We start from the raw sequence: 24,664 nt of genomic DNA, 5'->3' as shown, positions 1-24,664 counted from the left end.
ATGCCTATCCGACTAGTCAGCTTGATCCTGGCCATCTTCTGCGTGGGTACGGCCGAGCTTGTCCCTAGCGGAATGCTGCACGAACTCTCCGACGACCTTGCGGTGAGCATTTCCACGGCGGGCCTGCTCGTGGCGGTCTACGCCCTCACCATGGCCTTCGGCGGACCGCTGGTCACCTTGCTGACCACGCGCATCGAACGACGCGCGCTGATGACGGGCCTCCTCGTGTTCTCCGTCATCGGTAATGTCGTGTCAGCAACCGCCGGTAACTACACGGTACTTGTTGTCGGCCGCATCATCACCGCGATGATCCACGGCACGTTCGTCGCGCTGTGCGTGGTCACGGCCGGCTCGATGGTGCCGAAGGAGAAGGCAGGCAGCGCGGTCGCCGCCACGCAGCTCGGAATCAATCTGGCCACGGTCCTCGGTGTCCCTCTAGGCACTTTCGTGGGACAGCATTTCGGCTGGCGAACCACCTTCGGCACCATCGCCGTCCTGGGTGTGGCAGCCGCGCTGCTGGTGTTCCTGACGGTTCCGAAGGCCAAGGGCGCTACGGACAACTCCGGTGTCTCGCGCGAACTGAAGGTCTTCAGGAAGTGGAACGTCCTGGGCACGATCGTGGCGACGGCTCTGTGCTCGGGCGGCATGTTCACCCTGATCACTTACATGGTGCCGCTGCTCACCGACGTCAGTGGCTTCGCCGACTCCTGGGTCCCCGGACTGCTCATCGCCTACGGCGTGGGCTCCATCGTGGGCAACATGATCGGCGGCAAGCTGGCCGATCGCGCTCTGATGGCCAGTCTCATCGGGCTGTCCGCCCTGCTGACCCTCACGTGTGCCCTCTACTGCCTTGTCAGCCCCGTCATGGCGCTCAGTGGCGTCTTCGTGTTCCTGTTCTCCGTGGCCACGTTCGCGCTCATCCCGGGCCTGCAGACCCGTGTTCTGTCCACGGCGGCCGATGCGCCCACGCTGTCGCTGACGGCGAACATGTCCGCGTTCGGAGTCGGCGCGGCCGTCGGCTCCTGGTACGGCGGTGAAGTGATCGACCTCGGCTTCGGTGTCCGGGGCGTGCCTCTTGCAGCCGCGGTACTGGTCGCCCTGGGCACCTTGGTCATCGTGCAGCTGGCATTCTCCGAGCGGCGGCGCGACAAGGCGAAGCCCACTCCCCGGTCCGAGCCCGTTGCCGTGGCGCTGTCAGGGTCGAACGAATCATGAGCAGTCAACCGAGCGGTCCGCGCTCCAAGGCTTCCGGTGATCCCTCGATACGCGGCACCATGTCGCGCTCGGCCGCTCGGCTCCCGTCGCTCACCGGCCTGCGCTTCTTCGCTGCCGTCCTGGTCTTTGCGTTCCACTCCTCGCTGACCAACTTTCCGCTGAGTCCCTTCGCGGACAAGGAAGTGGCCCACGGCTACGAGTGGCTCTTCAGCAAGGCCGGCTGGATGGGAGTGTCCTTCTTCTTCATCCTCAGCGGATTCGTGCTGACCTGGTCCGCGAAGGACAGTGACCGGCTCACCTCGTTCTGGCGCCGTCGCCTGCTGAAGATCTACCCCAACCATGTCGTGGTCTGGGTCTTGGCCATGCTCCTGTTCGCCGCGCAGTTCACCCCGGTGTCCGCGTGGCTTCCCAACCTGTTCCTCATCCACTCATGGTTCCCGCAGCACGACACCTTCATCAGCGTCAATCTTCCGAGTTGGTCCCTCTGCAGTGAGCTGCTCTTCTACCTCCTCTTCCCCTTCTTCCTGATGCTGGTCAGGAAGATCCCGGTGCGGCGTCTGTGGCTGTGGGCCGGCTTGATGGTGGCGGGGATGATCGGCGTTCAGCTCGTGGTGCAGTTCTTGTTGCCGGATTCGCCGCAGACGCCCGAGAAGTATCCGTTGTCCGTCATGCAGTGGTGGTTCGCCTACAACTTCCCCCCGGTCCGGCTCTTCGAGTTCGTCCTGGGCATGATCACCGCGCGTGCCGTGCTGGCCGGCCGCTGGATCCGGCTTCCTGTGGGGGCGGCGGGTGCGCTGGTCGTTCTGTCGTACGCGGCAGCGCTTGCTGCCCCGTGGCTGTACGGGCTGTATGCCGTGACGGCCATTCCGCTCGCGCTGCTGATTGTGTCCGTCGCCCGGATCGATATCGCAGAACGGCGCACCTTTTTGCGCAGCCGGGTCGCCATCTGGCTGGGAGAGATTTCCTTCGGCTTCTACGTCATCCACTACGTCGTCATGTATGTGGTCCGCACGATGATCATGGACGAGGGGCGCGTGGGAACTCCCGCTGGAATCGCGGTACTCGGCGTGATCCTCGCCGTGTCCGTGGTGGGCGGCTGGGTGCTGTACACCTGTGTCGAGCGCCCCGTGATGCGACGCTGGGGACGTGCGCGAAAGGCAGCCCCGCCCGCACCGGCCGTCCCGGCCGAGGAGAGTCACGTCCAGCAGCAGTCGCAGCCGGTGGCTGGCTGAGGAACATCAAGCGCGCACTCCAGGGCCAGCCCGGCCGGGCTGGCCCTGGAGTGCGCGTGAACCGGCTTACTTGCGCGGCGCCCGTCGGTCGGCCAGGTGCGACGTGTACCACGGTGCGGCCGCCGACAGCCGGGCCAGCGGTCCAGGGCCTTCCTGGAGACGGGCGAGGCGCCAGATGTCCTCGCTCTGTTGCCAGTTGTCGTCGGCCAGCAGAGCGAACTGCCGCTCACTCACCCTTCCCGATGACTGTCGTAGGCGGTCCAGGCAGACCTCCCAGGGCCAGTCGGCCGTCGGCAGGGGCAGAACTCCCAGTCGGTCGAGCGCCGTCATCAGATCCCGGTTGCGGACCGGCAGCGGATGGCTGGCGTGGAAGACCCTGGCCGGTGGCCGGTTCGGCATGATCGCCAGCCGCACGATCAACCGGGCCAGATCCGCCACGTCCACCATCGATGAGAGCCCCTCTCCGCCCTTCCAGAGAGCGGGCAGTTGCTCCACCAGATCTGCGAGCGTCGGCACGACCCAGCGATCGCCGGCTCCGGTGACCAGCCCCGGTCGCAGCACGGTGCTTCCGGCTGCCGCTGTTATGCGCTCGGCCTGCAGTCGCGTACGGCTGGCCGACGAGACAGGCGCCGGAGCCACTTCGTCCACCGTGATCCCGCGATGAGGGCCATGGCCGTACACCGCGGCCGTGGACAGATGGATGATCCGCTCGACTCCAGAAGCCTGAGCCTCCTCCACGAGGGCGCGAGCACCGCCGACGTTCACCGCTGCGCACTCATCCTCGCTTCCCGTGATCCGCGATGCCAGATGGATCAGGACGTCCGCGCCTTCACACAGTCCCCGTAGCGAGCGGGGCTGCGTCACATCACCCTGGATCCACGAGAGTCGGGGCGCAGGCGCGGACCGGGACGGGTGTGTGCGTACGAGGGCCCGGACCTCGGCCGCGGGAACTGGCGATGCCGGGTCAAGGAGACAGCGCAGCACCGCGGAGCCGATGAACCCGGTCGCTCCGGTCATCGCGATGCGCAGGCGGTTCACGCCCCGCCCTGTCCGGCGGACCCGGGTACGGGAATCGTCAGTTGCGCGATGGCGTTGGCGGGGGCCAGGGCGGGCAGCAGACACTGCCACAGGCTCAGGATCCGACCGGGCAGGTCGGCCCGCTGCGTGGCGAGCTGCGACATGATCTGGGTGCCGGTGTAGGCGGCGACCAGGAGCGAGGCGAAGGCGGTCTCGTCGACCGACGGCAGTAGCTGCCCCTTCAGCCGCGCGGCTGCCAATTCCTCCTTGAAGCGCTCGGCCCACCAGCGGTAGATCTCGTACTCCTGAAGGTCGACCTCGTTCTGCTCCACCGCGAGCCGTACCCCCGCGCGAAGCAGGGTGTTCTGCTGCAGTTCCACCGCCAGGTGCGTGGTTATGTCGATCAAGTGTTGCAATCCGGGTTCGCCCTGGGGGAACTCCACGTCCGCCGCCTGCTCGTGGATCACGGCGCGCGCGAGTCCCTCCTTGGACTTGAAGTGGAAGTACACAGCGCCGGTGGTCAGTCCCGCCCGTTCAATGATCTTGACGAGACTCGCACGTGTGTAGCCGACCTCGGCGAACACTTCCGCCGCAGCCCTGAGAAGCACCTCCCGCGTGCGAGCCGCACGCGGCTGCATGGGCTGTGGCATCCGGTCCACCTGCACCCAGGCCCTCCTAGACAAGCAAGAATAATGGTCGTTATGTTATATGTGCCGTACATCAAACGTCAGTGCGAAGGCACTTGGGTGTAAGCAGTAGGGAAGACTGTCTTGGCGCCACTTCAGCATGCGTATGACGGGGGAATCGGAGTCACGCCCTGCACGCCTGTACCCCCGGCCTGTACCCACAAGGTGAATCCGGCGGAGGTCCTCCTCGCCGGCTGGCAGCAGGTCGCGCCGGACGGCTTTGTCGTCCACGCTACCTGGCCGAAAGAGCACGAATTCTATGAAGTGCGTCACGCCCTGCATGATCCTCTTCAGCTGAGCGAGACGGTACGGCAGACGTTCCCTCTGCTCTCCCATGCCGCGTACAACGTGCCTTTCGGGCACCAGCTGGTCTGGCAGGGTCACGAGTGGGATCTTGAGCCTGCTCTGCTTCGCTTCCAGGGGCGGGCAGCCGATCTGGAACTGCACATCAGGTGCAGCGACGTGAAGTACCGCGGAACGAGAGCATCGGCCATGACTCTTTCTGCGCGGGTGTACAGGGAAGGCGTTCATCTTGCCAGCGCCCGGACGCATTTAACCGTGCGGGACCCCGTTGTCTATGCGCGCCTCCGCGGGATCTACTCGGACGTCGGCTGGGCAAACGCACGCGCCCTACCCGTCAGAGCCCCTGTTCCCGCGTACCAGGTGGGGAGGAGACGAGACGAGGACGTCGTCCTCTCCCCTTCGAGCGAGAGTAGTTGGCAGTTGAGGATCGACACCTCACACCGGATCCTCTTCGACCACCCGGTCGACCACGTTCCGGGCATGCTGCTGCTGGAGGCGGCACGCCAAGCTGCGCAGGCAAGCGTGCATCGCGTTACCGACGCGGTGACGGTCACCGGGATGCAAACGCGCTTCCTGCGCTATACCGAGCTCGACGCACCCTGCTGGATCAAGGCCCGCCCGCTCTCCAGCGGCGCGGCTGGCGCTCGGCGGGTCCTGGTATCCGCCTGGCAGCGCGATGAGGAAGTCTTCACCGCTCAAGTCGACTTGACCGCTGTGTAAACAGGCTCCGAGGGTTCTGCCCGCACCCGCTCTTTCCTGAACGACAGAAACATCACTGGGGGGTTCACATGGGTCGCCTGCCGAGTTCTGCAAGGCCCGGAACATCTGACTGGCCGCCGGGCCTTGCACCCGCCGGTGCGCTGAACCGCAGCATCCTCAACGAGCTGTCCGACGTGCTCTTCACCGAGTTGCACCGAAGCGACCAGCGAGTGAAGGCGGCTCATTACCTCCGCGGGCTGATCACAGTGGAGGGGCGCAAGTCGGTACGGAATATCGCCTCATGCGTCGGAGGCCCCGAACTGGCGCAGAGCCTGCACCACTTCATCGCCGACTCCCCCTGGGACTGGGAACCGGTCAGCCGCGCACTGCGACGCTATGCCGATAACGAACTCCGGTTCGCGGCATGGGTCGTACAGTCACAGCAGGTACCTCGAAAGAGCCGACAGGCCATCGGCGTATGGGGTGTCGCCAGAGACGTCACGGCGCCCGTCAAGTGGTCCCTGCTGCCCTCCGGGAATCGTGCTGCCGAGTGCGTCGCGGCTGCGGGTGTGGGGTCCGATCACAGGACGATCGGGCCCCGCCCGGTGATCCTGGACCTTCCGGGCATCGACCCGCTCCCTCTGTTCGATCGGTACATGCAGGCAGGTGAGCCACTCCTGTCCTGTGTCCCCGTGGGGCTCCCGGTCACGGCTCAGGAGTCGGGCCCGGCACACCGCTCGGTACCCGCCGCCCGTCTCCTTCAGATGAATCGCATGCTTCGCCGTCTCGTGGAATGGACGGATCCGGCGACGGGCGTCGTGCGCAGAAGCCTGGTCGCCGGCGTCCGTGTGGAGTGGGCCGACCATCCCCTGCTCTTGTTGGGGCAATGGGACAGTGGTCAAGGACAGCCCGTTCGATGCTGGCTGACCAATCTGACGGCGACCCCCTTGGGGGTTCTCCTCCGACTCGCCAAATTCACGCAACGCACCGCGCAGGACTTCACCACCTCCGCACCGCATGTGGGAACCCTCGACTACGAAGGGCGAAGCTCCGACGGCTGGCACCGGCACATGACGTTGGCGGCCGCTGCCCACGTGGCCCAGACGGTCGCGGCGGTCAGGGCCCGCGTACGCCCCTGGAGTCAGTGCATGGACTCCATGGAGCGCATGAGCTTTCCGGCCTGAAGCTGACGAAACGGACTTCGCGTTGAGTAAACATCCTTCGTCGTTCTATGTCAGATACCTCGACGACTCTGACATACATGCCGTGACCGCCTCGCCCGAGCCGACCGCCCCGGCCCATCATCAGGCCATGCGAATTCTTGTTGTCGGGGGAGGCTTGAGCGGTCTGGCCACAGCAGTTGCGCTCGGTGAGCGAGGCCATCACGTTCTTGTTCTGGAGCAAGCGCCGCAGTTCACGGGGGGTTCAGTCGGCGTCCGGCTAACACCGCATACCTTTCAGGCGCTCGACCTGCTGGGTGTCGGCGATGCCGTTCGTGAACAAGCGCTGCCGATCAATGAGTTCCATGTCATGCACGGCTCGACCAGCGAACTCCTTGCCTCGGTGCCGCTGGCCGTCTCTCGTGGACAGCGCCGCTACCCTCATGCAACGGCTCACCACGTGGACTTGTACGAACCACTGCTGGAGGCCTGTCGGAGGTTGGACTCCGTCCAGCTCTGCGCGGCAAGCCGAGTCATCGGGTACACGCAGCACAGCGAATCAGTCGTGGTTACGCTTGCCGACGGACACGACGTCACCAGTGACGCGCTGATCCTCACCGCCGGTGCGCACCCCCTCGCCTCCGACGACCTGCACGAGGGCGGGGGCCAATTGGCGAGCTACAGCACAGTCATCCCGATGGACCTGGTCGCCGACCGCTGGCACACCGACGCAGCCACCTGCTGGGTAGGGGCCGACTGGCACGTCTCACACCACCCCATGCCCGATTACCGGTACTTGGGCCTCACCGCCACACGCCACCACCATGTGGGTGAGCTGCCGGGCCGCGTCGACCTGGAGCATGTCCTCGCGGCCTTCCCGGACATCGGATATTCCGTGCGCAACATCCTGACGCTGGGGCAACACTGGCGGACGTCCCTCCACGGCAGGCTCAAGCGGTCGGGCCGGGACGGCGGCAGGGTGGCCCTCGTGGGCGCTGCGGGGTACCAGGAAGCGTGTCCGCTCGCGGTGGCGGACGTGCGGCACGCGGTGGCGGACGCTGTTGTGCTCGGTACGTCGTGGGACCGGTCCGGCGGATCCGTACATCATTGGTTCGCCGACTATGACAGCCGGCGTGGTGAGTCCGCCCATGCGATCCCCGCAGTGTGCGCATCTGCGTGCCCTCCACCACGCCCCACTGCCGATCAAGCCCCGATGGGACAGCGCTGCCCCTGACGCACGCGAAGGAAGCGGAGCGTTCATTGAGCAGCTTGATGAGCTGCCGTCGAGCAGAGCCTGGGCGGCGAGGTGGGCGGACTGGCAGTGCCCCGAACCGGCAATCCCCCGTGCGGGGGAGGGGCATTGGCGGTCCGCCCACCTGTTCAACAGAAGCTTGTCGGCAAGCACGCCGACGGCGCGCTCCCCCGGTTCGTATCCGGGCGGTGTACAGCAGGCCGTCGATCGGCAGGTTGGTGGTGATGAGGGTGGGGAGCATGTCGTTGTAGCGGCGGTTGATCAGCCAGTACGTCAGCTCTTCGGTCCGCTCCGACTGCTTGATTGCGCCGAGGTCGTCCAGGATCAGCAGCGGGGTAGCGGGAGAGTGCGGCCACGTCTCGTTCGGGGGCGTGGCCGGGGCGGGGGCGCAGACGGGCGTGCAGGTCGGGGTGGTGACGGCCTCCCAGCGCAACTGGACCCCGGCGCCGAGCAGTGAGCGGACGGCGCCGTACGCCTGGCAGGTCTTGCCGGTGCCCGTTGATAACGATGGGGCTGGCGAGCAGCAGTGATGGGCCGAGCGCGATACCCCGTGTGCTGCTCGGTCCGAGCCGAGCGGCGTGGATGACCTCGTTCACCCAGGTGGTCACTTGCGGGTGGTCGGCGATCGGCCCGTCGGACTCGTCGGCAGGGTTCGGCCGCGGGGTCGACGCCCCCACCGGGCGAGGATCGCTTCGAGACGGCCTGCCAGCACGCCGATACGTTACGGCTCGTTCTAGCTGGCGCGGCCGCGTTCTTCAAGGTGCATTTGCGGCTTCGGAAGCTGGCGACGCTGCTCAACAGGCAGACCATCTCGCTCACCCGGTCTCTGGAAGACTTGAGGGACGAGGCGGACAGGGAGCGGCGCGTAAAGCTCCGGTCGGCCACGCGTCGTGTCTGGGACTCTGTGGAGGAGCTCCTCGTTACCAACATCGACACTGGCTTCCGCAGCGGTACGTTCGTTCAGAGATGTGGCGGCTCGGCAACTCGGCGAGTATGTGGCCAAGATAGCTGCAGCTCAGGCGGAGGGCCTGTACGGCAGGCTCCTTGACGAGGTGGACCTTTTAGGGCACGCGGACGGCACGAGACCCCCGAAATCGGTCCAGACAACAAACAACCCCCAGGCCACTGACCTGGGGGCGGAGAATGGAGCGAGTGACGGGAATCGAACCCGCGCTCTAAGCTTGGGAATCACGTGGGGCTAGAGGGGCTGGCGGTGCCTCTGACCTGCGCGAATGCTCCTTTAGGGCTCATTTTTGATGTGTCGCAGTGAGCCTCTGGTGACCGCCGTTTACCGTCCCGAATGGCACACAGTGGCACGGTCGGGCGAAGAGGGGCCACTTGACGGTTCGAGTGAGTGGCCGCCCGGGGGCCAATAGCCGTCGAGTGGGAATGCGCGGGCCGGTGGTTTGCCCGTGTGATCGGTGAGCGGGACGTTCGGCCAGGGCCGACTACTCGCCGTCGTGGCGTCTTTCTCGGTGCGCGCGTCGATCCGTATGCCTGAAAAGGTGACAAAGGCCGGCCGCGCGGCGCGCGCCGCGCGCCGCGCGTGGTGCCAGGAAAGCGCTGTCCGGGTATCAATCCCGAGGTTCTACGCTCTGGCTCCGGTCGGCGCCCGGCGCGTCGTCACCGACTACGCCAAGAATCGCCAACCTGCTCCTGCCCATGCCGCCGAAGTGGCGTCGGTGCTAACGCCGAGGCAGAGTCAGCACCCCGCAGCTGCGAGTCTGTCTGTAGAGCCCGTCCCCGTATGGACACTGGACGTCGACCCGGCGGCGAGATCCGCGACGGTGTCTGGGCCGCTGAGTTCGATGGCCGCTGCCTCAAATCCTGGCCGCAGGGCATGTGGCTGATCGGGTGCAAGGAACGCCCGTAACTCGGCGCGGAAACGGAGCGGCCCGTTGGCCTGATGGGCCGTCACGAAATCTTGAGGCGAGCGAGGTGACGGTGTCCTGGCGCGACCCGATCTCAAGGGAAGTGCCAATTCCGGGGATGAAATATAAGGAGAATTGGCTCCTTAGTGATACAGAACGACGAGGGAAGCAAGGAGAAGGATCGCTGCGACTGAAAGTCCCAGGATTCGATAGCGGCTCCATGCGGCCAGTGCGAGGGAGCACGACCACGCTCCACCCACGACGGTGACCGCCCACCAGCCGCCAGCAGCCTGTGCTGCGGCGAGGGGAATTGGTGCCAGCAGGACAGTCGGCGGGACGATCGCGAGTCGTGGCCCGATCTCCAGCCACTTGTAAACGACAGACAGGGCGATCAGGGCGACTATGAGGCTGATGGGGACGACTGCCACGTCCGACCAGGTGAAGCACATGCCATCGGTCGACTCACAGGAGCGGCCGCTCTGTTGCTTGACCGAGACGACGAAGTTGCAGACACCGTAGGCCAGGATCGCGCCGGTGACGGCTGCGATGGACACACGTACGACAGGCCGGAGTTCTAGACGAGAGGGGGCGCTCATACCGACAGACTTCCTTAAATGGTGGTCGGGGGCCTGAGTAAAAATACTCGGGCCCCCGGATTGGTTATCTGTTACTTCCCTTGGAGTGTCTGTTCCAGGGCGTCCGCGTAGAGGCGAGCTCCTGCGGGCTTGGGGTGGAAGGACTGCATGGACGGCGCCGGAGCGTCGTTGTCCGCCTGCTCCCGCCCGGTCTCCACTAGGCCGTGAATACTCTCGGGATTCCCGCAGATGGCTTTGCCGTCGAATTCGTCCCGGGGGTCGGAGAAGACCGCCCACGGTCCAGCGTCCTGAGTGGCTCCCGACATCTCGGTTGCGAGTGTGTCAGCCAAGGTACGTACCCAGTCGTTTTCGACGTCCTCATATGCGCCGGGAAGGCAGCCATGGTCCTTTTCCACCAAACGCGGGTAGCCCATGAGGACGACCTTCGCGTTCGGGGCGAAGGAGTGGATGGCGTTGAGCGTCTTGACGATCTGTGGCCGTACGGAGCCGTGCAGCCAGGTCGGCGCCCAGTCCTTCAGGGCGCCCGTCGTGCCGCTCGTCTTGTCACCGGTAGCGGGATCAATGTTGTCCAGCTCCGAGTACGGGCACGTGGTCAGAGACGGGATCGGGATATCGATGCACTTCGCGATGATGTCGGAGAAGCGGGCGTCGTTGCCGCCAACGCTGAGCGTCACCAGGCTGGTGTTCTGGTCCAGGTACCCAGCGTTGATCTGTGCTACCTCGCCGGACTGGCCCTTGGTGAGAATGTTGTAGGTGCGTGCTCCGGAGCAGGCTATGAAGTGGTAGTCCATCTGCGGATCAAGGCTGTCGGCCAGGCCACCGATCGAGCTTGAGTATCCCGGCAGGGTCGCCTGCCTAGACCACGCCAGCTTGGATCGGTGGCACTTGTCGATCTCGTAGTTGCTGTTCTTGTCGTAGTGGTCGGTCTCCGGGTACAGGTCAGCACCGCCCGGTGCGGTGGCTCCTTCGCCGGAGGAGTACGAGTCGCCCATCGCGACGACTGAATTGGTCGGCTTGCCGGAGAGCGGCTGGAAGGCGACCGCGCCCCAGGCAATGTCCTCATCGGCTGTGCCGTCGTCCGTGGTGTTCGACAGATTCACCTTTGGAGTGCCGGTGAAGTGGAACGCTCCGAGGCTGACCCATCCACCGGCGCGCTGGAGCACAACCCGTTGGGGGCTGGTGCTATCCGTGCCTTGCACGGTGTAGGTGGCCTGCCGGGTTTGAGCTCCGGTGTCGGGCAAGTGCACGAAGACACGGGCCCAGTTGAGGTTCTGGCCGAGCGTCCAGGTGCCGTCGATGTTCATGTAGCCGCTCTCACCGCCCAGGTGGTCGGCGTTACGGGTGTGGGTGTACCAGTAGTGGCCGTCGTAACCGCCGCCTATCTGGTGCAGGTCCGCCTTCGCCTCGTAGCGGCCTTCAGTTCCGGGGTTGAAGCTGAATTGGAAACTGCCCGCTGAGGAGGGCGCGCCACAATCGCCCCACGTCGGTGTCCCGCTGGGGATAGAAGTGACGACCTGGGATCCAGTTGGAGCCCCGGTACAGACCGGAGTACCGGTCTGCAGGCGATAGCCGCGCCCCGGCTCGGAGGACAGCGTCTGGTACTTGAGGCTCTCGTGACCACACTGGGTAGCGCAGTCCCCCTTCCAGGTCGCGTTGGGCTGGTGCCACCAGTACTGCGCGTAGCACGCTTCGTCTGTGCAGTTCGGCGGGATGTCCGGGTTGCAGTTGTTGGCGCTGTTGCAGAAGACGCCTAGAGCCGGCGAGACAAGGGTGCGGGAGGAAGTGGTGTCCCACCAGGCGGGCCGGAACCCGGCCGAGGCGAACCCTGACTCGCCGGGCCAGTCCTGTCGGCCCGAGGTGGCGTAGGAGTAGCCGGTGTCGATGGACCACGCGGCCCAGCCCATCACCTTGACCTCGTACGGCCAGTCCTGCGGGTGGGCTGCGTCGCGGTTGGCGTTCGCGCCGTCCACGTCGGTGTTCATGAACGGGTGACCCCAACCCTTCTGGTAGATCGGGTTGGCCGGGTTGTTGTACCACCCCAGACCCCAGTTCCCGCCGTGGTTCGCCGCGTCGGAGGGGGGGTTGAAGCCGAGGTTGTAGTTCCACACGGCGGTGAACCAGTTCTCCACCATGGCCGGGTCGTCGTTGTTGACAGTGACCTTCTGGCCGTCCTGGTGCACCTCGTTCCACTTGGAGGCAAGGATCTTCAGCGAGGCGGCGATGTTCGACGCGTAGTCGACCGCGACGAGCTTCTGCAGGGACGGCGACAGGCTGGTCTCCCCGGGCTTCTCATGACCGGGCATTCGCATGCCGTCGGTGACCTGGCCCACGCCGTAGCCGCAGTCGGACTTGTCCCAGTTGATCTGCCAGTACGCAGCGGGGTCGTTGGGGACGGCCTTGTGGCCGTAGTAGCCGTCCACGGCCGCGAGCGGGTTGCCCATCTGGCCGGGGATCGCACCAGACTCGGCCTGCCACAGGTTCGACTCCTGGGCCATGATGCCCAGCAGCACGTTCGCCGGAATCCGGCCGCCGCCCGTCAGGGTCGGCAGTGGGAACAGCCCCTGCGGGTCGATGGTGCCCAGGCCCGCCTCGTTGCGGTAGTCACCCTGGCGGAGGTAGTTGGAGCGTAGATTGCCGCGCACGGCCATGTCCACGGCCCACTCGACCTGGTTCGGAGTCGGCTGCAGAGCCTGGGCGTTGACGTCATTGCGCGAGATTGCGCACCAGCGATCTCCGTCCGTCGGGTCGTTGGAGACTCCAGCGGTGGTCACCGCGGCGGTGCGGGCCAGCTGGGGCTGCTTGCCAGTGCCGGTGGAGATCGCTGGGGAGAGGGTGGTGCCCGAGCCGTTGGAGGCTTCCTGCTGGACGTTCTGGGTGAGCTTGGCGCCGGTGGTGGTGGCCGTGCTGGTGACCGTCGTCGGCTCGGCAGCACTAACCGTCGGACTCGGCTTCCCAGCCGGGGCTGGCTCTTCGGACTTGGTGAAGCCCTTGCCCGAGTCCTTGATATGGGTCAACCCGGCCTGGACGCCGGGGGTGAGGACCGGTTCGACGGCGAGGCGCCCGTGCGAGGACACGTCCGTGTGGGCCGGGGCGTTGACCCGGGTGACGCCGGTCCCGACAGTGGCGAGGGTGTCGGTGGGGTGGCCGGTGAGGAACACTCGGCCCGCCTCGCCCTGCGTCAGGTCGAGGTCGCCGAGCTTGCCCGCGGCGATGGCGGCCGGCTTGCCGCGGCCGGTGAACACCTTTGCGTGGGCTGTGGAGTTACTCTTTTGGTCAACGAAAGCGATCTTGCCGTCGGCCTGCGGACGGATGTCGAACGGAACACTGTCTGCATCCGCGAGGTTCTTCACCGTGCCGACACGGTCAAGGTGGATCAGCCGGCTGCCAAGGGCCGCGACCGTGCCGTCCTTCACCGGCACGGCACTGGTGATCTCACCCTTTGCGGCGGCTGTGCCCACGGTCTTCCCGCCGGTGTTCACGGTGACCACCCGCGTCCGCGTGGACTCCGCGTCGTTCATGTCCCGGAACGCGGTGAACGCGGCGGTGTGCGTGGCCGTGTTGCAGGACGGGTCGAAGTACGCCAGCGACGCCGTGAACGGCAGCTTCGTCACCTTCCCCGTCGCCAGGTCGACGATCGCGGTGAACGCACCGCCCTGCATCAGGTCCGGCTTGTTCGTGAAGGTACGCGGCGCGTAGACCACAGCGGCGTGGTCGTGGTCCATCAGGCACTGGTTGCCGATCCACGAGTCGGCCGGCATACCCGGCTCGGACAGCGTTGCAGCGGTCTTCCACGCATACGCCTGATCGCCGTCGGCCACCAGGATGCGCAGCCCGTCGGCGTCGGCGGCGGCCGTCACTGCACGGTCGGGACTCGTCTTCCAGTCCTTGCCGAGCTTCTTGTCCGGATCTGTGACCCGGCCCGCAGGCGTAGGCGCGGACTGCTGCGTGGTGGGATTCGGCTTCGGTACGGCAATGACTGGTGTGGCCTGAAGCAGTCCCCCGGCCAAAGCGGCACAGGCCACAACTGCGGCCAGAGGCACACGTGTTCGTCTTCTGGGTCTCAAGAGAAGATTTCCCTGAATATCGGTGAGTGGTTTCCCGCACCCTGTTGAGGTGCGGCTAGGCCCACCCGTCCCGGCCGCAAGGCCCATGGGACGGGGCGGGAAGCATGTCGGGGGCAGATCAGCCAGCGGCCTAACAAGGACGACGGCTGCCGCGGTCTTCACCTGCCGCATCTGTTCGAGCTGTGGAAAGCAGAGCCGTGCAGGAGTCTCGCTACACCAGAGATCGAGGTTGTCGGTTACGTCGCGGGCTGGTTGAACGGGTGGCGCAGGCTAGCGGCGCAGGGCATCCAGGGGCTCGATCCGGGCGGCCCGTAGGGCCGGATAGACGCCGGCGGCGAATCCGATGCTCAGCCCGATGAGAGGGGCAGGCAGTACGGCATACGGTTGCAGGACGGCGGTCCACTGTCGGGCGATTGCCGTGATCACGACGACGGCCACTCCGATGCCGGTGCCAATGAGACCGCCGAGCCCACCCAGGGCAGTGGACTCGGTGAGGAACTGGGCCGTGATGTGGCGCGGACGTGCGCCCAGCGCCCGGCGCAACCCGATCTCCGCGGTGCGTTCGAGGACCGCGACCAGAGTGGTGTTCGCGATGCCGACGGCACCCACGACGAGGCAGACTGCCGCCAGGAGCAGAAAGAGACCAGACAGATCGGTGTTGACCTGGTCGCGCAGGGTGTGCGGGTCTGGCGGGGGGACCGCGTGCAGCAGCTCGGGGTGATCGGGCCTCAGAGCCAGTGGGGCTTGGCGGGCGACGAGTTGTGCGGCACCCGGGCGGGTGTGGATCAGAGCCTGGGCCGGGTTGTCACTGGGTGGACCATACGCGCTCAGCGCGGTGTTGGAGGGAATCAGGACACCCAGTAGCCCTTGGGGCAGTCGCTGGGTGTCGGAGATGATGCCCAGCACGCTGTAGGCCGTTCCGTTGATGAACACGGCGGGCTGGTTGTCGACGCGTGTGATGCCCAGAAGATGGGCCGCGGTACTGCCGAGGACGCATACCTTCTCTGTGCGGCCCTGATGGAACTCGTTGTACAGGACGCCCGTTGCCAGCTTCGGCTGCATTGCCCTCAAAGCGCCCGGGGAAGCCGCGAACAGTTGGACAGTGCTGGATGACTCGGCCGACGTCGTGGCCTCGGTGACGTCGGGGCGGCCCGAGATGGTGGGGTGGCGCAATGGCACCGTCCACCATGTCCCGCCGTCCACCACGCCGTTGAGTCCCCGCAGGCGGGCGTCCGTGTCCGATGGCAGGCTGATTCCGGCGGTCTCAGGGGCCGGGCTGCCGGTGCGGCCAGAGGCTGCTACGTCGTCGATGGTGACGGTGGTGTCCTGCAGGACACTGAAGGACTTTCCGATCTGCCCCGTGGCGGTGGAGGTCAGACCAAGCACCGCAACGAACGCCCCGACACCCAGGATTGTCCCGAGCATCGTCAGGATCGACCGGCCAGGGCGTTGGACCACCCCGGCCAGAGCCTCGGCGCACATGTCACGCCAGTTGAGCCGGGTAGCTGCGATGCCCGGACCATGGCGCCGACGCCTCAGCATGCCTGCTCCCGTATGGAGTCGGGGACGTTTCCTGCGGGTTCGCTCAGGTGTCCATCGAGGATGGTGACGCGCCGACGAGCACGGCTGGCCACGGCATGATCATGGGTGATGACGATGATCGTGACCCCGGCCTGGTTGAGTTCCTCCAGCAGATCCATCACGGCCTGCGCCGTGGCGGAGTCGAGGTTTCCGGTCGGCTCGTCGCACAGAAGGATGTCCGGGGCATTGACCAGAGCTCGAGCGATAGCCACCCGCTGGCGCTCACCACCGGACATGGTCGAGGGAAGTGCCTGAAGTCGGTGGCCGAGTCCCACCCGTCGCAGCGTCTGCTCGGCAACCAATTCACGGCGCCTGGAGCGGGGGGTGACGTACAACTGGGCGAGCGTGACGTTCTCGGTCGCGGTCCGATAGGGCAGCAGGTGGAAGGACTGGAAGACGAAACCGACACGGCGCCCGCGCAGCGCCGCACGGTCACGCTCGTTGAGGCCGGCCACATCCACCCCGGACAACCGGAAGGTGCCGGACGTCGGACGGTCCAGCAGGCCGAGAAGGTTCAGGAGGGTGGACTTACCGGAGCCCGACGGGCCGACCACTGCCAAGTAGTCGCCGGCCTCTACAGTCAGATCCACGGGGCGCAGAGCGTGTACCGGCGGTGCACCCGGATAGGTCCGGGCGACGTCGCACAGCTCCAGCACCGGGGCGGCAGCCGCTGTGGTCATGTGCCCACCACCACACGGTCCCCCGGAGCCAGCGACGAGCCGTGGTCCGGCGATATCTGCACCAGGCCGTCGGCGGACACCCCTGTGGTGACCGGCACGGCCCGCTGCTTGCCGGATGGTTCCAGAACCGAAACCGTGGTCTTGGCATCGGCCCGCGCCACGATGGCGGCCTGGGGAACGGCCAGAACGGGTTCCGTCGTGGTGGCTGCGGTCAAGGTGATACGGACGTCCTGCCCGGCGAACCGCGCGTCCCACGGCTTGTTTCCCTTGACCGTCAGCGGAAGGTAGGCGGCACCGCCAGCGGACGCGGCGTCTCCGGTGCCGGACGGGTCCTTTGCGTTCTTGTCCCCCGGCGTGACCAGTGATCCGACCGACCCGACGGTGCCCGTCGTATGCACCCCGGTGGCCTCGGAGAAGATGTCCGCGGTCATGCCCGTCGAGATCAGCCCTCGCTCTGACGGATCGAGGTGGCCCGTCAAGGTCATGTCGCCACGGGCGAGGGTGATGACCGGCCCCTTGACCACATCACCGACCCGGACCGGCACGGTCGCCACCCGAGCGGGAAAGACCGGCACGTAGACCACTTCCGAAGCGGGCACCACAACTGCGGGCGCCGTCGCGTGCGCGGCGAGGCCCTTGTTCTGCTGTGGGCCGCCAGTACCGCCGGGGGTTGCCGTATCAGCGGCCTTGCCCGGCGTGTCGGCGCTGACCGGCACGGCGTATCCCATGTGCTTGTACATGCGGGTCACCGCGCTGGCAGTGCCCGCGCCGAAGTGCCCGGTGGTGTCCGAACCGGTCGAATAGCCGAGAGTCTCCAGCGCCTGCTGGAGCTGTGCGACGTCCTTGCCTTCTTCCCCGACGACCAGATCTCGGTACATGGGGACGTTTCCGGGCAGCGCGAACACCGGCCGCTCCGCATACTCCAAGAGCGGCTGAGCTGCTTTGACCCGCTGCCCCGGCTGCGCGAACACACCCGTGACCACCAAAGCCGCCGACTGCGTGCCAGGTTTGGTGGCTGCTACCTGAGTGGGAGTTGCCGACACCGTCTGGCCGTCGGAGAACGTCCCGCGCAGCACCACGGTGCTCTTCATCACCTGACGCACAACCGGTGCGGTGATCACACTGGGCTTCGGGGCCTGGGTGTCCGCAGCGGCTTGGGCAGGCGATTGGACGAAGCTCGCGCCGTACAACCCAGCCACTGACAGCACGGTCGCCGCAGCGGCCGCTCCCATGACCCAACGGCGTCTGCGGACCAGGCGGGATGCTGCCTTGGGGGTTTGGTCGGGCACGGATCCGCTGTCCTGGTTCATCGTGCTTTCTCCGCCATGCGTCCCTCAACGGCCTTGACCAGATCCGTCATCTGCTGCTCGCCGCGCGGCCCGGCAAGGTCCACAGCGTTGCCGGTGACGTGGATGACGACGATGTTCTCGGCGGTCATGAACGTGGCCTGCAACTCGTACTGCGTGACCGCGGCTGGTGCGGTCGCGTCGGTTGTCCGGACCACGGCGCGCAGGCCGTGTGTCCCCGGTACGCCGACGAGTTGGAGGGGGCTGACCACGGCTCGGTGCGACAGATCTCCGAAGTGCTGGGTACCGCAGACTTTCGTCCATGTCTGGTGCCGCCGGTCGTCCGCTGCCGCGGCCGCCGGTGTGACATAGCTGAGGACGGTCGTACGAACTGTTATCGCGCCAGCAGCATGCCCGGTGAGTCGGCGGCTGACGGCACTGCCCCAGTCCAGGTTGCGGTGCGCATTCAGATCTGCGTAACCAGGATGCTCGGGCAGAACGTAGGGGCGGCACATGTCCGGGTCGGCTATCTCGCCCGGGGCTTCCTCGACTGCCGGTTCCGCACTCCACGATCCGCCGAACGCCTTTGCAGCATCCCCTATATCGAGCAGGGCGCCCTTGAAGTTGGCTGCCTGATAGCCCGGCGAAACCGACGCACCTACCGTCGGCATCCTCGTTGAAACCGTGTCGTGATGGCCCGTATGCCCGGAGCTGCACGCGCTCAGGAGCACGGCCCCGCACGCAAGAGCCGTCGCCATATGGAAGGGACGAGAGAAGGGGCTTCTGGTCCTGTTCATCTTTCGGAGATGACCTTCGAGGAGTTCTTGAGAGTGCTCTCAGCCGTGCGGTGCATCTCGGTCAGGGCTTCCTGATTCTTCCCGATCAAGTCGTTCTGCATGGCCGTTTCGACGGCCACCCACACACCTACGAGGTTGGTCTTCTGCTTGCAGGCGATGTCGGACGTGGCCATCTCGATCTCAGCGGTCGTCGGCGATGCCGAGATAGGCGCCTTCAACGGGTCCAGCGGCGTGTCGAACTGGTAGCCGTGCTGCTTCATGCATCCCGACCACGCCTTGAAGACAGCCGTCACCCGCGTGTTGGCCATTGACTGATGGAAGCTGGCGTCGTTGATGTTCTCAGCGAGCCGTTGCTGAAGCCCCGTCCCCAGTTTCTGCTGCGCCTCGCCTGCACACCCATGGGCAGGGACGGACTGCCCCTTGTACTCCTTGACCTTGGGAGTGGAGCCGTCAGCCCGGGGCGCGTCACCCAGAAAGACGTTCTCCTCTGCCTCGCTCATGTGCGGGGTGCTGGGCAGGGGGCGCGGGGTCAGATCTGACGACGGGTGGTAGCCGAACCTGGCTGCGAAACTCGCGTCGACGATGCCGTACCTGCGGGGCATGTTCGCGCCGTCACCTTTAGGGTCGAGCGCCTGCTGCCCTGCCGGATCCACTGCATAGTCGAACCCGTACCGGGCCAAACATTTCTTCACCAGCAGTTTGGACGCGTAGAGCATCTGAGCATGTTCTGAATTCTTGAGCAGATAATTCTCGATGGGCAGGGACACAGCCGCAGTGGATGTGAGGACCGGCGTGGAGGTGGGCGCCACGGGGGCCGCCACCAGGTTCGAGCCTGGCTTGTCCGAAGAGGCCGGCGTGGAGCTGCAGCCCGCCACTGTGACGAGACACCCTCCCAGCAGAACCGCCGCAGTAACCCCTCGTCTGAATCTTCTGTTGCTTTGCACGCGCCCACCCAGTTCGATCGTTGAATAGTGCATCCCGGAGGTACCCGAATCCCCCTGAATCGGTTCTGCCATCAGGTCGCATTACGACTCAACACGCCAGCCATTTGTGTTTTATAAATTTCATATCTATTGGCGTGAAGGTTCCGCACTTTTGTAAGAACCGCACCGGGGAATTCGCCTGAGGCGCAATGACGCACTCGCCTCCTCCTGCGCATGAGGGAATCCCGCCGTACGCCCGTCAAGGCAGCGAGCGCACGGCGGAATAGTGTCACCGTTAAGTCGGTCGGGCGAGGCGCCGACCGCTACTTCCCAGTGAGGCTCAGCCCGTCTCGGCGTTGGCCATCTGGGACGCGTTGTTGTTGTAGGTACCGTTCAGGTTCCCGTAATAAGTCCCGAACCCATTGGGGTCCGCCGTGTCGCGAGTGCCCCCGTATCCACTGTTGTAAAAGGTCCAGTAGACCCAGCCGGCCTCGTTATAGAACGAAGCAGCATTGTTCTTGACGGCCGTTCCGTAGCCATTGCCGGATGTATTGAACCGATAAGTCGTGCAACCGCTTGATCCGCACACATTCGTGAACTGATAGTTGTACACGGCCCCGTAGATGCCGATGTGCGAACCCTGATCATTCGAGTTGTAGTACAGACACAGCGTGTCGTCGAGGTGGCCGCAGTTGGTCTGATCCCCGTCAGACCTCGCGTTGGCCGGCGTCGCAGCGATGAGCATCGCCGCAGCCGCTGCCGCCGCAGCAGCGGCAACCCTCTTGATGTGCATCAAACCCCTCCAATTTTTCGCGCGCCGATCGAGCGCACGCAGAAAACCGCCCCCAGGCATGGATAATTCACATTTCGATTGAGTTCACAAAATACACAGCACTGCCCAATGACAGTGAACTAATACCCCACCCCTGGGAAGCCATCGTCGGCCGATGGCGGCAGGCCGGGAGCTTTGGATTACGTCACTGAAATCCACCCACCGGCGCCGCCATTAGATCACCAACCGCTCCGCCAGTTGTAACGGAACAGCTTCGGAAGTATTACTGATGGGTATAGGTCGCAACCTGGCGTGCATCTTTACTGAATACTTACTCGGGCTTGCCGAGTTGTAACCCTTTGCATTACCTTCTCTACGCCTGGAGGGCGGAATTCTCCCTAATGGTTTATAGAGGGTTTCTGTGCCGATAAGTTCCTATTTGGGGAATTGCCCGTCCAGGGTCGTGGGGGATGGTCATGTTGACCACGGTCCAGAAGGCTGGCTGGAGGTCAGCTCAGAGGATGTCGCGGAGCATCGCGGTCAGGGGCTGAGAGCCGGGCGATGGCTGCTTGGTGCTGACGGCCTTGTATCCCCAGGTCTCGTACAGGCGGAGGGCTTTGCCGTCTCCGGCAGTCGGGGACCAGGAGGCCGACGCGTTGTTCGGGGCGGTGGGCGAGGAATTCGTCGTGGATGCGGCGGGCGGTGCCGGTGCCCCGCCACGGGGTGCGGACTCAGGACGGCGTTATTCTCGCGGAGTGCCCGGTTTGATCACGTGATGCCCAGGGCGGTGGTGTCGCGGGCGTGATGGTGGAGACCAGTGGCGATGTTGGTGCGGCCGGTGGGCCGGAGCGGCGGTGGACATCGGCATTCCGGCGGGTACCCCGGAAATGGACGCGCTGCAACGAGCCGGCGCCGTGGTGCTCCTTGAGAACGGGTTCGACTCGGTCGAGGGCATCGACGGGCCGGACGGCATGGAGGTCGACGTCCTCGACAGGATCGTGGTCGTGTACCCGGGCGGGGCGATCCTCAAAGTCTCCGTGAACGCGTCGCCCTGGAGTGCGTGGAGGATGCGGTCGTGGGCGAGCTGCTGGAGCGGTCAGAGTTGCTGGCCGACTGGACGGTCGACCGGTGCCACGTGGAGCTCCATCCCGAGGACGCCCGGGAGAGCTTGGCCGCTGCAGACGGCCAGGATGCCCCGCCCGCCGATCCGGCAGCCTGCAAGGCCAGGCATGCCGAGCGCCCGACGGCCGACGAGAACGAGTACGACGCGGAGGCGAAGTGCGCGGAGGTGCGCGCCCGGATGGTGGCCCTGGCGGACGAACTGCGCTCCTTCCCACCGCAGATGCTCGGCGTGCTCGGCGAAGAGGTGGCCGAGGACGAGGACGGAGAGGTCGATTAGGACTTCACGGTCTCGCCGGAGGGCGGGGCGGTGACCTGGAGGTATGGATTCGGACGACAGCTGATGTCATCTCCGCGATGGAGCTGTTCCAAGCCGGCTTCGAAGTGGCTTAGCCCTGGTTTGAACCCACAACCTCTTCGTCCCGAATGAGGGTCGGGCAGGATCACGACCGGGCGGGATGCGTGTCTGCGCTGGTCAGAGGCTTTGGATGGGGTGGTCTCGCGTGGCTTCGGTGGGCCTCTGAAGGAAGATCATCTCCCAGATTTCTCCCACGCTCGGGCTTGAGGGGAGCAGACCAGGAGGCGCCAGATCGTTCTCATCCGGTTGCTTGCGCACATGAATGCGTCGCTGGGCGGATGCTGCTGGGAGCTCGGCTTCCGTGTACGGCGCCGTGCGCCCCTTGTGCACCCTTGAGTATCGCGCTCACCTGGGATCAGCTTCCCCTCTCACTACAGGGGAGCAGGGCGCGGCAGACGGCCGTCCCGTTCGGAGGGGGAGAAATGGCGGTGAAGGTCCTTCCTGTGTCCTCGGCACAGGATCATCTGATCGAAAAGGCTGTGGCGCTGGGCGATCGGTACACCAGGACGCTTGGCCTGATGACGCCTCCTGCGTATCGCGCGATGGCCGATGAGGGAGGGCTCCTGGTCGCTGTCGAGGACGAGGAGGTTGTTGGATACGCCCTCTTCGGTCTGCCGAAGAGGAATCCGTACATTCGGCTGGCGCATCTCTGCGTAGCGACGGAGCACCGCAGCAAGGGCATCGCTCGGGCGCTGGTGGAGACGATCAAACGTCGGCACCCGCAGCGGCTCGGGGTAAGGGCCAAGTGCCGCAGGGACTACGGCCTCAGTGGCATGTGGCGCAGCCTGGGTTTCGTGCCCCAGGGCGAAGCTCGTGGGCGGGGGCGCGACGGGGAGTTCCTCGACGGGTGGTGGCTCGACTTCGGACACCCGGACCTGTTCTCAAGCGTGGAGAGCAACGCCCTGTTGGTGGTGACGATCGACCACCAAGTCTTCGCCGACCTGAGCGGCCTCGCTGATGAGGAGGGGGCGGAGGAGTCCCGTGCTTTGGAGGCGGGCTGGATGACGGACCTTGTCGAGCTTGCCTACACACCCCAACTCGTCCATCAGGTAAGGGACATCACCGAGGCTACCGAGCGGCATCACCAGCGAGCTGCTCTGAGCAGTTTGCGGCAGCTCGCCCCTGACGCCGATGCTGTGGCCCAGCGAAGCGACGAACTGCATCGGGCCGCGACCGAATCGATGCCGGAGCTCCAAGGGGACGTCACAGCCCTGCGACGGGGCGTGCGGTACATCGCCGAGACGTCGTGCGCGGGCCTTCAGGTACTGGCGACCCGAGACCCTATGCTGGCTCGCCTGGCGGATGTGGCCTGGGACGTCGCCAGGGTACGCGTCGTTGCACCCTCCACTGTCACCTTGCACGTCGATGAACTGCGCCAGGCACAGCTGTATCGCCCGGCTGACCTCCTGGGAACCGAGTTCCGAGTGGGAGAAGTGGCGCCTGGTGGGGAAGGCGAGTTGGTGGCGTTCTTCGAGCAGGACAGGCTGGACGGCGGCTCGTCGTTTGCTGACCGTCTGCGCTCCCTGGGAAGCGACGCAGTTGCGTGGCGGCGAGAGCTTCTTCGGGACGGGGAAGGCAACCCGGTAGCCCTCTACGTCTGGGCCCTGGACGGACGAACGCTGCTCGTCCCCGTCCTGCGTACGTCGACTCATCACCTCGAAGAGAGTCTGGCGCGCCAACTTCTCTTTCTGCTCAAGCGACTTGGGAGGAGTTATGGGGCGGAGAGCATATGCATCACGGATCCTCATCCGTCAGCAGCTGCAAGGTCGGCCTCGGGCGACGACGGTTTCTTCGAGCGTGATGGAAGCCTCGTAGCTTTGTTGGTCCACGCGTGTGGCTCGGCCGCCGAAGTCGAGGCTGCTGCCGGTGGCCCTGGGCGAGAGTCGGCGGCGAAGGGTGCCGTGCTCCATGCCGGGATGCCTGCCGAGGTGGCCGCGGTGGTCGAGCGGGCTTGGTGGCCGGCGAAGATCGTTGACTCGGAACTGCCGTCTTTCCTCGTGCCGATCAAACCGCGTTGGTCGACCGAGTTGTTCAACGTCCCTGCCATGCTGCTGCCGCGGGGCGAGGCGCTCGGTATCAGCCGGGAGCACGTCTACTACCGGGCGTCGGGCCATCGCGGCGAGAGTGTTCCCGCCCGGTTGCTCTGGTACGTCAGCGATGGTGGCGTCGGTGCCGAAGGGCAGATGGTGGTGGCCAGTTCGCGTCTGGATGAAGTCGTCATCGACGCGCCAGATACCCTGCTCTCGCAATTCGAACACCTGGGTGTATATGGTCGGGCTGACGTGGTCGAGGCCGCAGGTAATTCAGGTCAGGCCATGGCGCTGAGGTTCTCTGACACCGAGATCTTCCCCAGGCCGGTGACGCTGCGGCGATTGGCCTCCCTGGCTGAGGGGCTCGGACTACCTTGGTCGTCGAACTTGCTGATCTCGCTGACGAAGATCAGCAACAAGCTGTTCCAAGCGGTCTATCAAGAGGGGCACCGAACGACGTGAACGACCCGGAACGCGCGATGCTGCTGTCCGTCCACCCGCGCTTCGCCACCGCGATCCTGGACGGCAGCAAGACGGTGGAGGTCCGCCGCCAGCGCGTCGCGGCGCCTCCCGGAACGCCCGTGCTGCTCTATGCGACTGCGCCCACCATGGCCCTGGTGGGCGCGGCCCGCATCGCCTCGATCCGCGTTGGCTCTCCTCGCCAGGTCTGGTCGGCGCACCGCTCCCAGACCGGAATCAGCCGCAGTGAGTACGACTCGTACATGAGTGGGGCAACGCAAGCCAGCGGCCTTACGTTGCAGGATCCGGTGTCTTTCGAAACCCCTGTTCCGCTTGACGCTCTGCGCATGGCGGGAACGTTTCATCCCCCGCAGAGTTACCGCTACCTCAAGCGGGATGATCTGCGTCTGATGACTGGCGTCGGGCCCGATGTGGCGGCCGCACTGCGCGATGCGCTGGGAGATCTCGTGCCCGCGTGATTCTCGTCAGCCCGAGGCAGGGCTTCCACTGGTTCTGGGTGGCAGTCGTGGTGCACTAAGCCGTCGAGCGCGACCTCCGGGCTCG

The 24,664-nt window shown here is 65.6% G+C and carries 18 protein-coding genes; 8 read left to right on the top strand and 10 right to left on the bottom strand.

Annotation, left to right across the window (positions count from 1 at the left end):
• Together IE206_RS30480 and IE206_RS30475 are read left to right on the top strand one after the other, a co-directional pair.
• Positions 1-1,215, top strand: a complete 1,215-nt coding sequence (locus IE206_RS30480; protein WP_226600142.1) for an MFS transporter — start codon at positions 1-3, stop codon at positions 1,213-1,215.
• Entirely contained in the window at positions 1,212-2,447 is a 1,236-nt protein-coding gene (locus IE206_RS30475) for an acyltransferase family protein (protein WP_226600140.1), read from the top strand. Before IE206_RS30480 ends, IE206_RS30475 begins: the two co-directional genes overlap by 4 nt.
• Positions 2,448-2,513: 66 nt before the next feature.
• Here IE206_RS30475 and IE206_RS30470 read toward each other — a convergent pair whose 3' ends face one another.
• Together IE206_RS30470 and IE206_RS30465 are read right to left on the bottom strand one after the other, a co-directional pair.
• Entirely contained in the window at positions 2,514-3,464 is a 951-nt protein-coding gene (locus IE206_RS30470; RefSeq protein ID WP_189967825.1) for an NAD-dependent epimerase/dehydratase family protein, read from the bottom strand.
• Between the two features lie 17 nt (positions 3,465-3,481).
• Positions 3,482-4,114 carry a ScbR family autoregulator-binding transcription factor gene (locus IE206_RS30465; RefSeq protein WP_189967745.1) on the bottom strand — a complete coding sequence of 211 codons (633 nt, stop codon included), beginning with the start codon at positions 4,112-4,114 and terminating at the stop codon, positions 3,482-3,484.
• A gap of 120 nt (positions 4,115-4,234) precedes the next feature.
• Between IE206_RS30465 and IE206_RS30460 the strand changes: the two genes are divergently transcribed.
• The 3 genes from IE206_RS30460 (at position 4,235) to IE206_RS30450 (ending at position 7,546) form a co-directional block, all read left to right on the top strand.
• Positions 4,235-5,173 (top strand): ScbA/BarX family gamma-butyrolactone biosynthesis protein, encoded by a 939-nt coding sequence (locus tag IE206_RS30460; RefSeq protein WP_264199036.1) that lies wholly within the window; start codon positions 4,235-4,237, stop codon positions 5,171-5,173.
• 68 nt (positions 5,174-5,241) lie between these two features.
• Entirely contained in the window at positions 5,242-6,336 is a 1,095-nt protein-coding gene (locus IE206_RS30455) for a transposase (protein WP_189967741.1), read from the top strand.
• 82 nt (positions 6,337-6,418) lie between these two features.
• Positions 6,419-7,546, top strand: a complete 1,128-nt coding sequence (locus tag IE206_RS30450; protein WP_189967739.1) for an FAD-dependent oxidoreductase — start codon at positions 6,419-6,421, stop codon at positions 7,544-7,546.
• Positions 7,547-9,578: 2,032 nt separating this feature from the next.
• Here the strand turns inward: IE206_RS30450 and IE206_RS30445 are convergent.
• The 8 genes from IE206_RS30445 to IE206_RS30410 all read right to left on the bottom strand — a co-directional run bounded on the left by IE206_RS30445 (position 9,579) and on the right by IE206_RS30410 (position 20,155).
• On the bottom strand, positions 9,579-9,989 hold the full coding sequence (locus IE206_RS30445) for a hypothetical protein (protein ID WP_189967737.1): 411 nt from the start codon (positions 9,987-9,989) through the stop codon (positions 9,579-9,581).
• Positions 9,990-10,102: 113 nt separating this feature from the next.
• The gene (locus IE206_RS43250) at positions 10,103-14,071 is read right to left on the bottom strand and encodes an SGNH/GDSL hydrolase family protein (RefSeq protein WP_264199033.1); all 3,969 of its coding nucleotides are present in this window, start codon (positions 14,069-14,071) and stop codon (positions 10,103-10,105) included.
• 294 nt (positions 14,072-14,365) lie between these two features.
• Complete coding sequence (locus IE206_RS30435) at positions 14,366-15,637, bottom strand: ABC transporter permease (protein ID WP_189967733.1); 1,272 nt, start codon at positions 15,635-15,637, stop codon at positions 14,366-14,368.
• Positions 15,631-16,356: an ABC transporter ATP-binding protein gene (locus tag IE206_RS30430; RefSeq protein WP_189967732.1), complete on the bottom strand. Its 726-nt coding sequence runs from the start codon at positions 16,354-16,356 to the stop codon at positions 15,631-15,633. Before IE206_RS30430 ends, IE206_RS30435 begins: the two co-directional genes overlap by 7 nt.
• A complete protein-coding gene (locus IE206_RS30425) occupies positions 16,353-17,477 on the bottom strand; it encodes a peptidoglycan-binding protein (protein WP_229853254.1) in 1,125 nt (374 codons plus the stop codon). The genes IE206_RS30430 and IE206_RS30425 overlap by 4 nt, the downstream gene beginning before the upstream one ends.
• A gap of 185 nt (positions 17,478-17,662) precedes the next feature.
• On the bottom strand, positions 17,663-18,373 hold the full coding sequence (locus IE206_RS30420; RefSeq protein ID WP_189967728.1) for a hypothetical protein: 711 nt from the start codon (positions 18,371-18,373) through the stop codon (positions 17,663-17,665).
• A gap of 62 nt (positions 18,374-18,435) precedes the next feature.
• Positions 18,436-19,206, bottom strand: a complete 771-nt coding sequence (locus IE206_RS30415; protein ID WP_189967726.1) for a hypothetical protein — start codon at positions 19,204-19,206, stop codon at positions 18,436-18,438.
• Positions 19,207-19,702: 496 nt separating this feature from the next.
• Positions 19,703-20,155 (bottom strand): hypothetical protein, encoded by a 453-nt coding sequence (locus tag IE206_RS30410; RefSeq protein ID WP_189967724.1) that lies wholly within the window; start codon positions 20,153-20,155, stop codon positions 19,703-19,705.
• A 1,054-nt stretch (positions 20,156-21,209) separates the two neighbouring features.
• On the opposite strand from IE206_RS30410, the gene IE206_RS30405 reads away from it, so the two are divergent.
• The 3 genes from IE206_RS30405 (at position 21,210) to IE206_RS30395 (ending at position 24,579) form a co-directional block, all read left to right on the top strand.
• A complete protein-coding gene (locus IE206_RS30405; protein ID WP_189967722.1) occupies positions 21,210-21,533 on the top strand; it encodes a hypothetical protein in 324 nt (107 codons plus the stop codon).
• A 500-nt stretch (positions 21,534-22,033) separates the two neighbouring features.
• The gene (locus tag IE206_RS30400; RefSeq protein WP_189967719.1) at positions 22,034-24,103 is read left to right on the top strand and encodes a GNAT family N-acetyltransferase; all 2,070 of its coding nucleotides are present in this window, start codon (positions 22,034-22,036) and stop codon (positions 24,101-24,103) included.
• Positions 24,100-24,579, top strand: coding sequence for an ASCH domain-containing protein (locus IE206_RS30395; RefSeq protein WP_226600138.1), 480 nt, complete (start codon positions 24,100-24,102; stop codon positions 24,577-24,579). The genes IE206_RS30400 and IE206_RS30395 overlap by 4 nt, the downstream gene beginning before the upstream one ends.
• Positions 24,580-24,664: the final 85 nt, after the last annotated feature.

Source organism: Streptomyces violascens, assembly GCF_014649955.1.
GTDB lineage: Bacteria > Actinomycetota > Actinomycetes > Streptomycetales > Streptomycetaceae > Streptomyces > Streptomyces violascens.
Note: the sequence above shows the minus strand (reverse complement) of the source record. Positions and strands in the feature narration are given on the sequence as shown.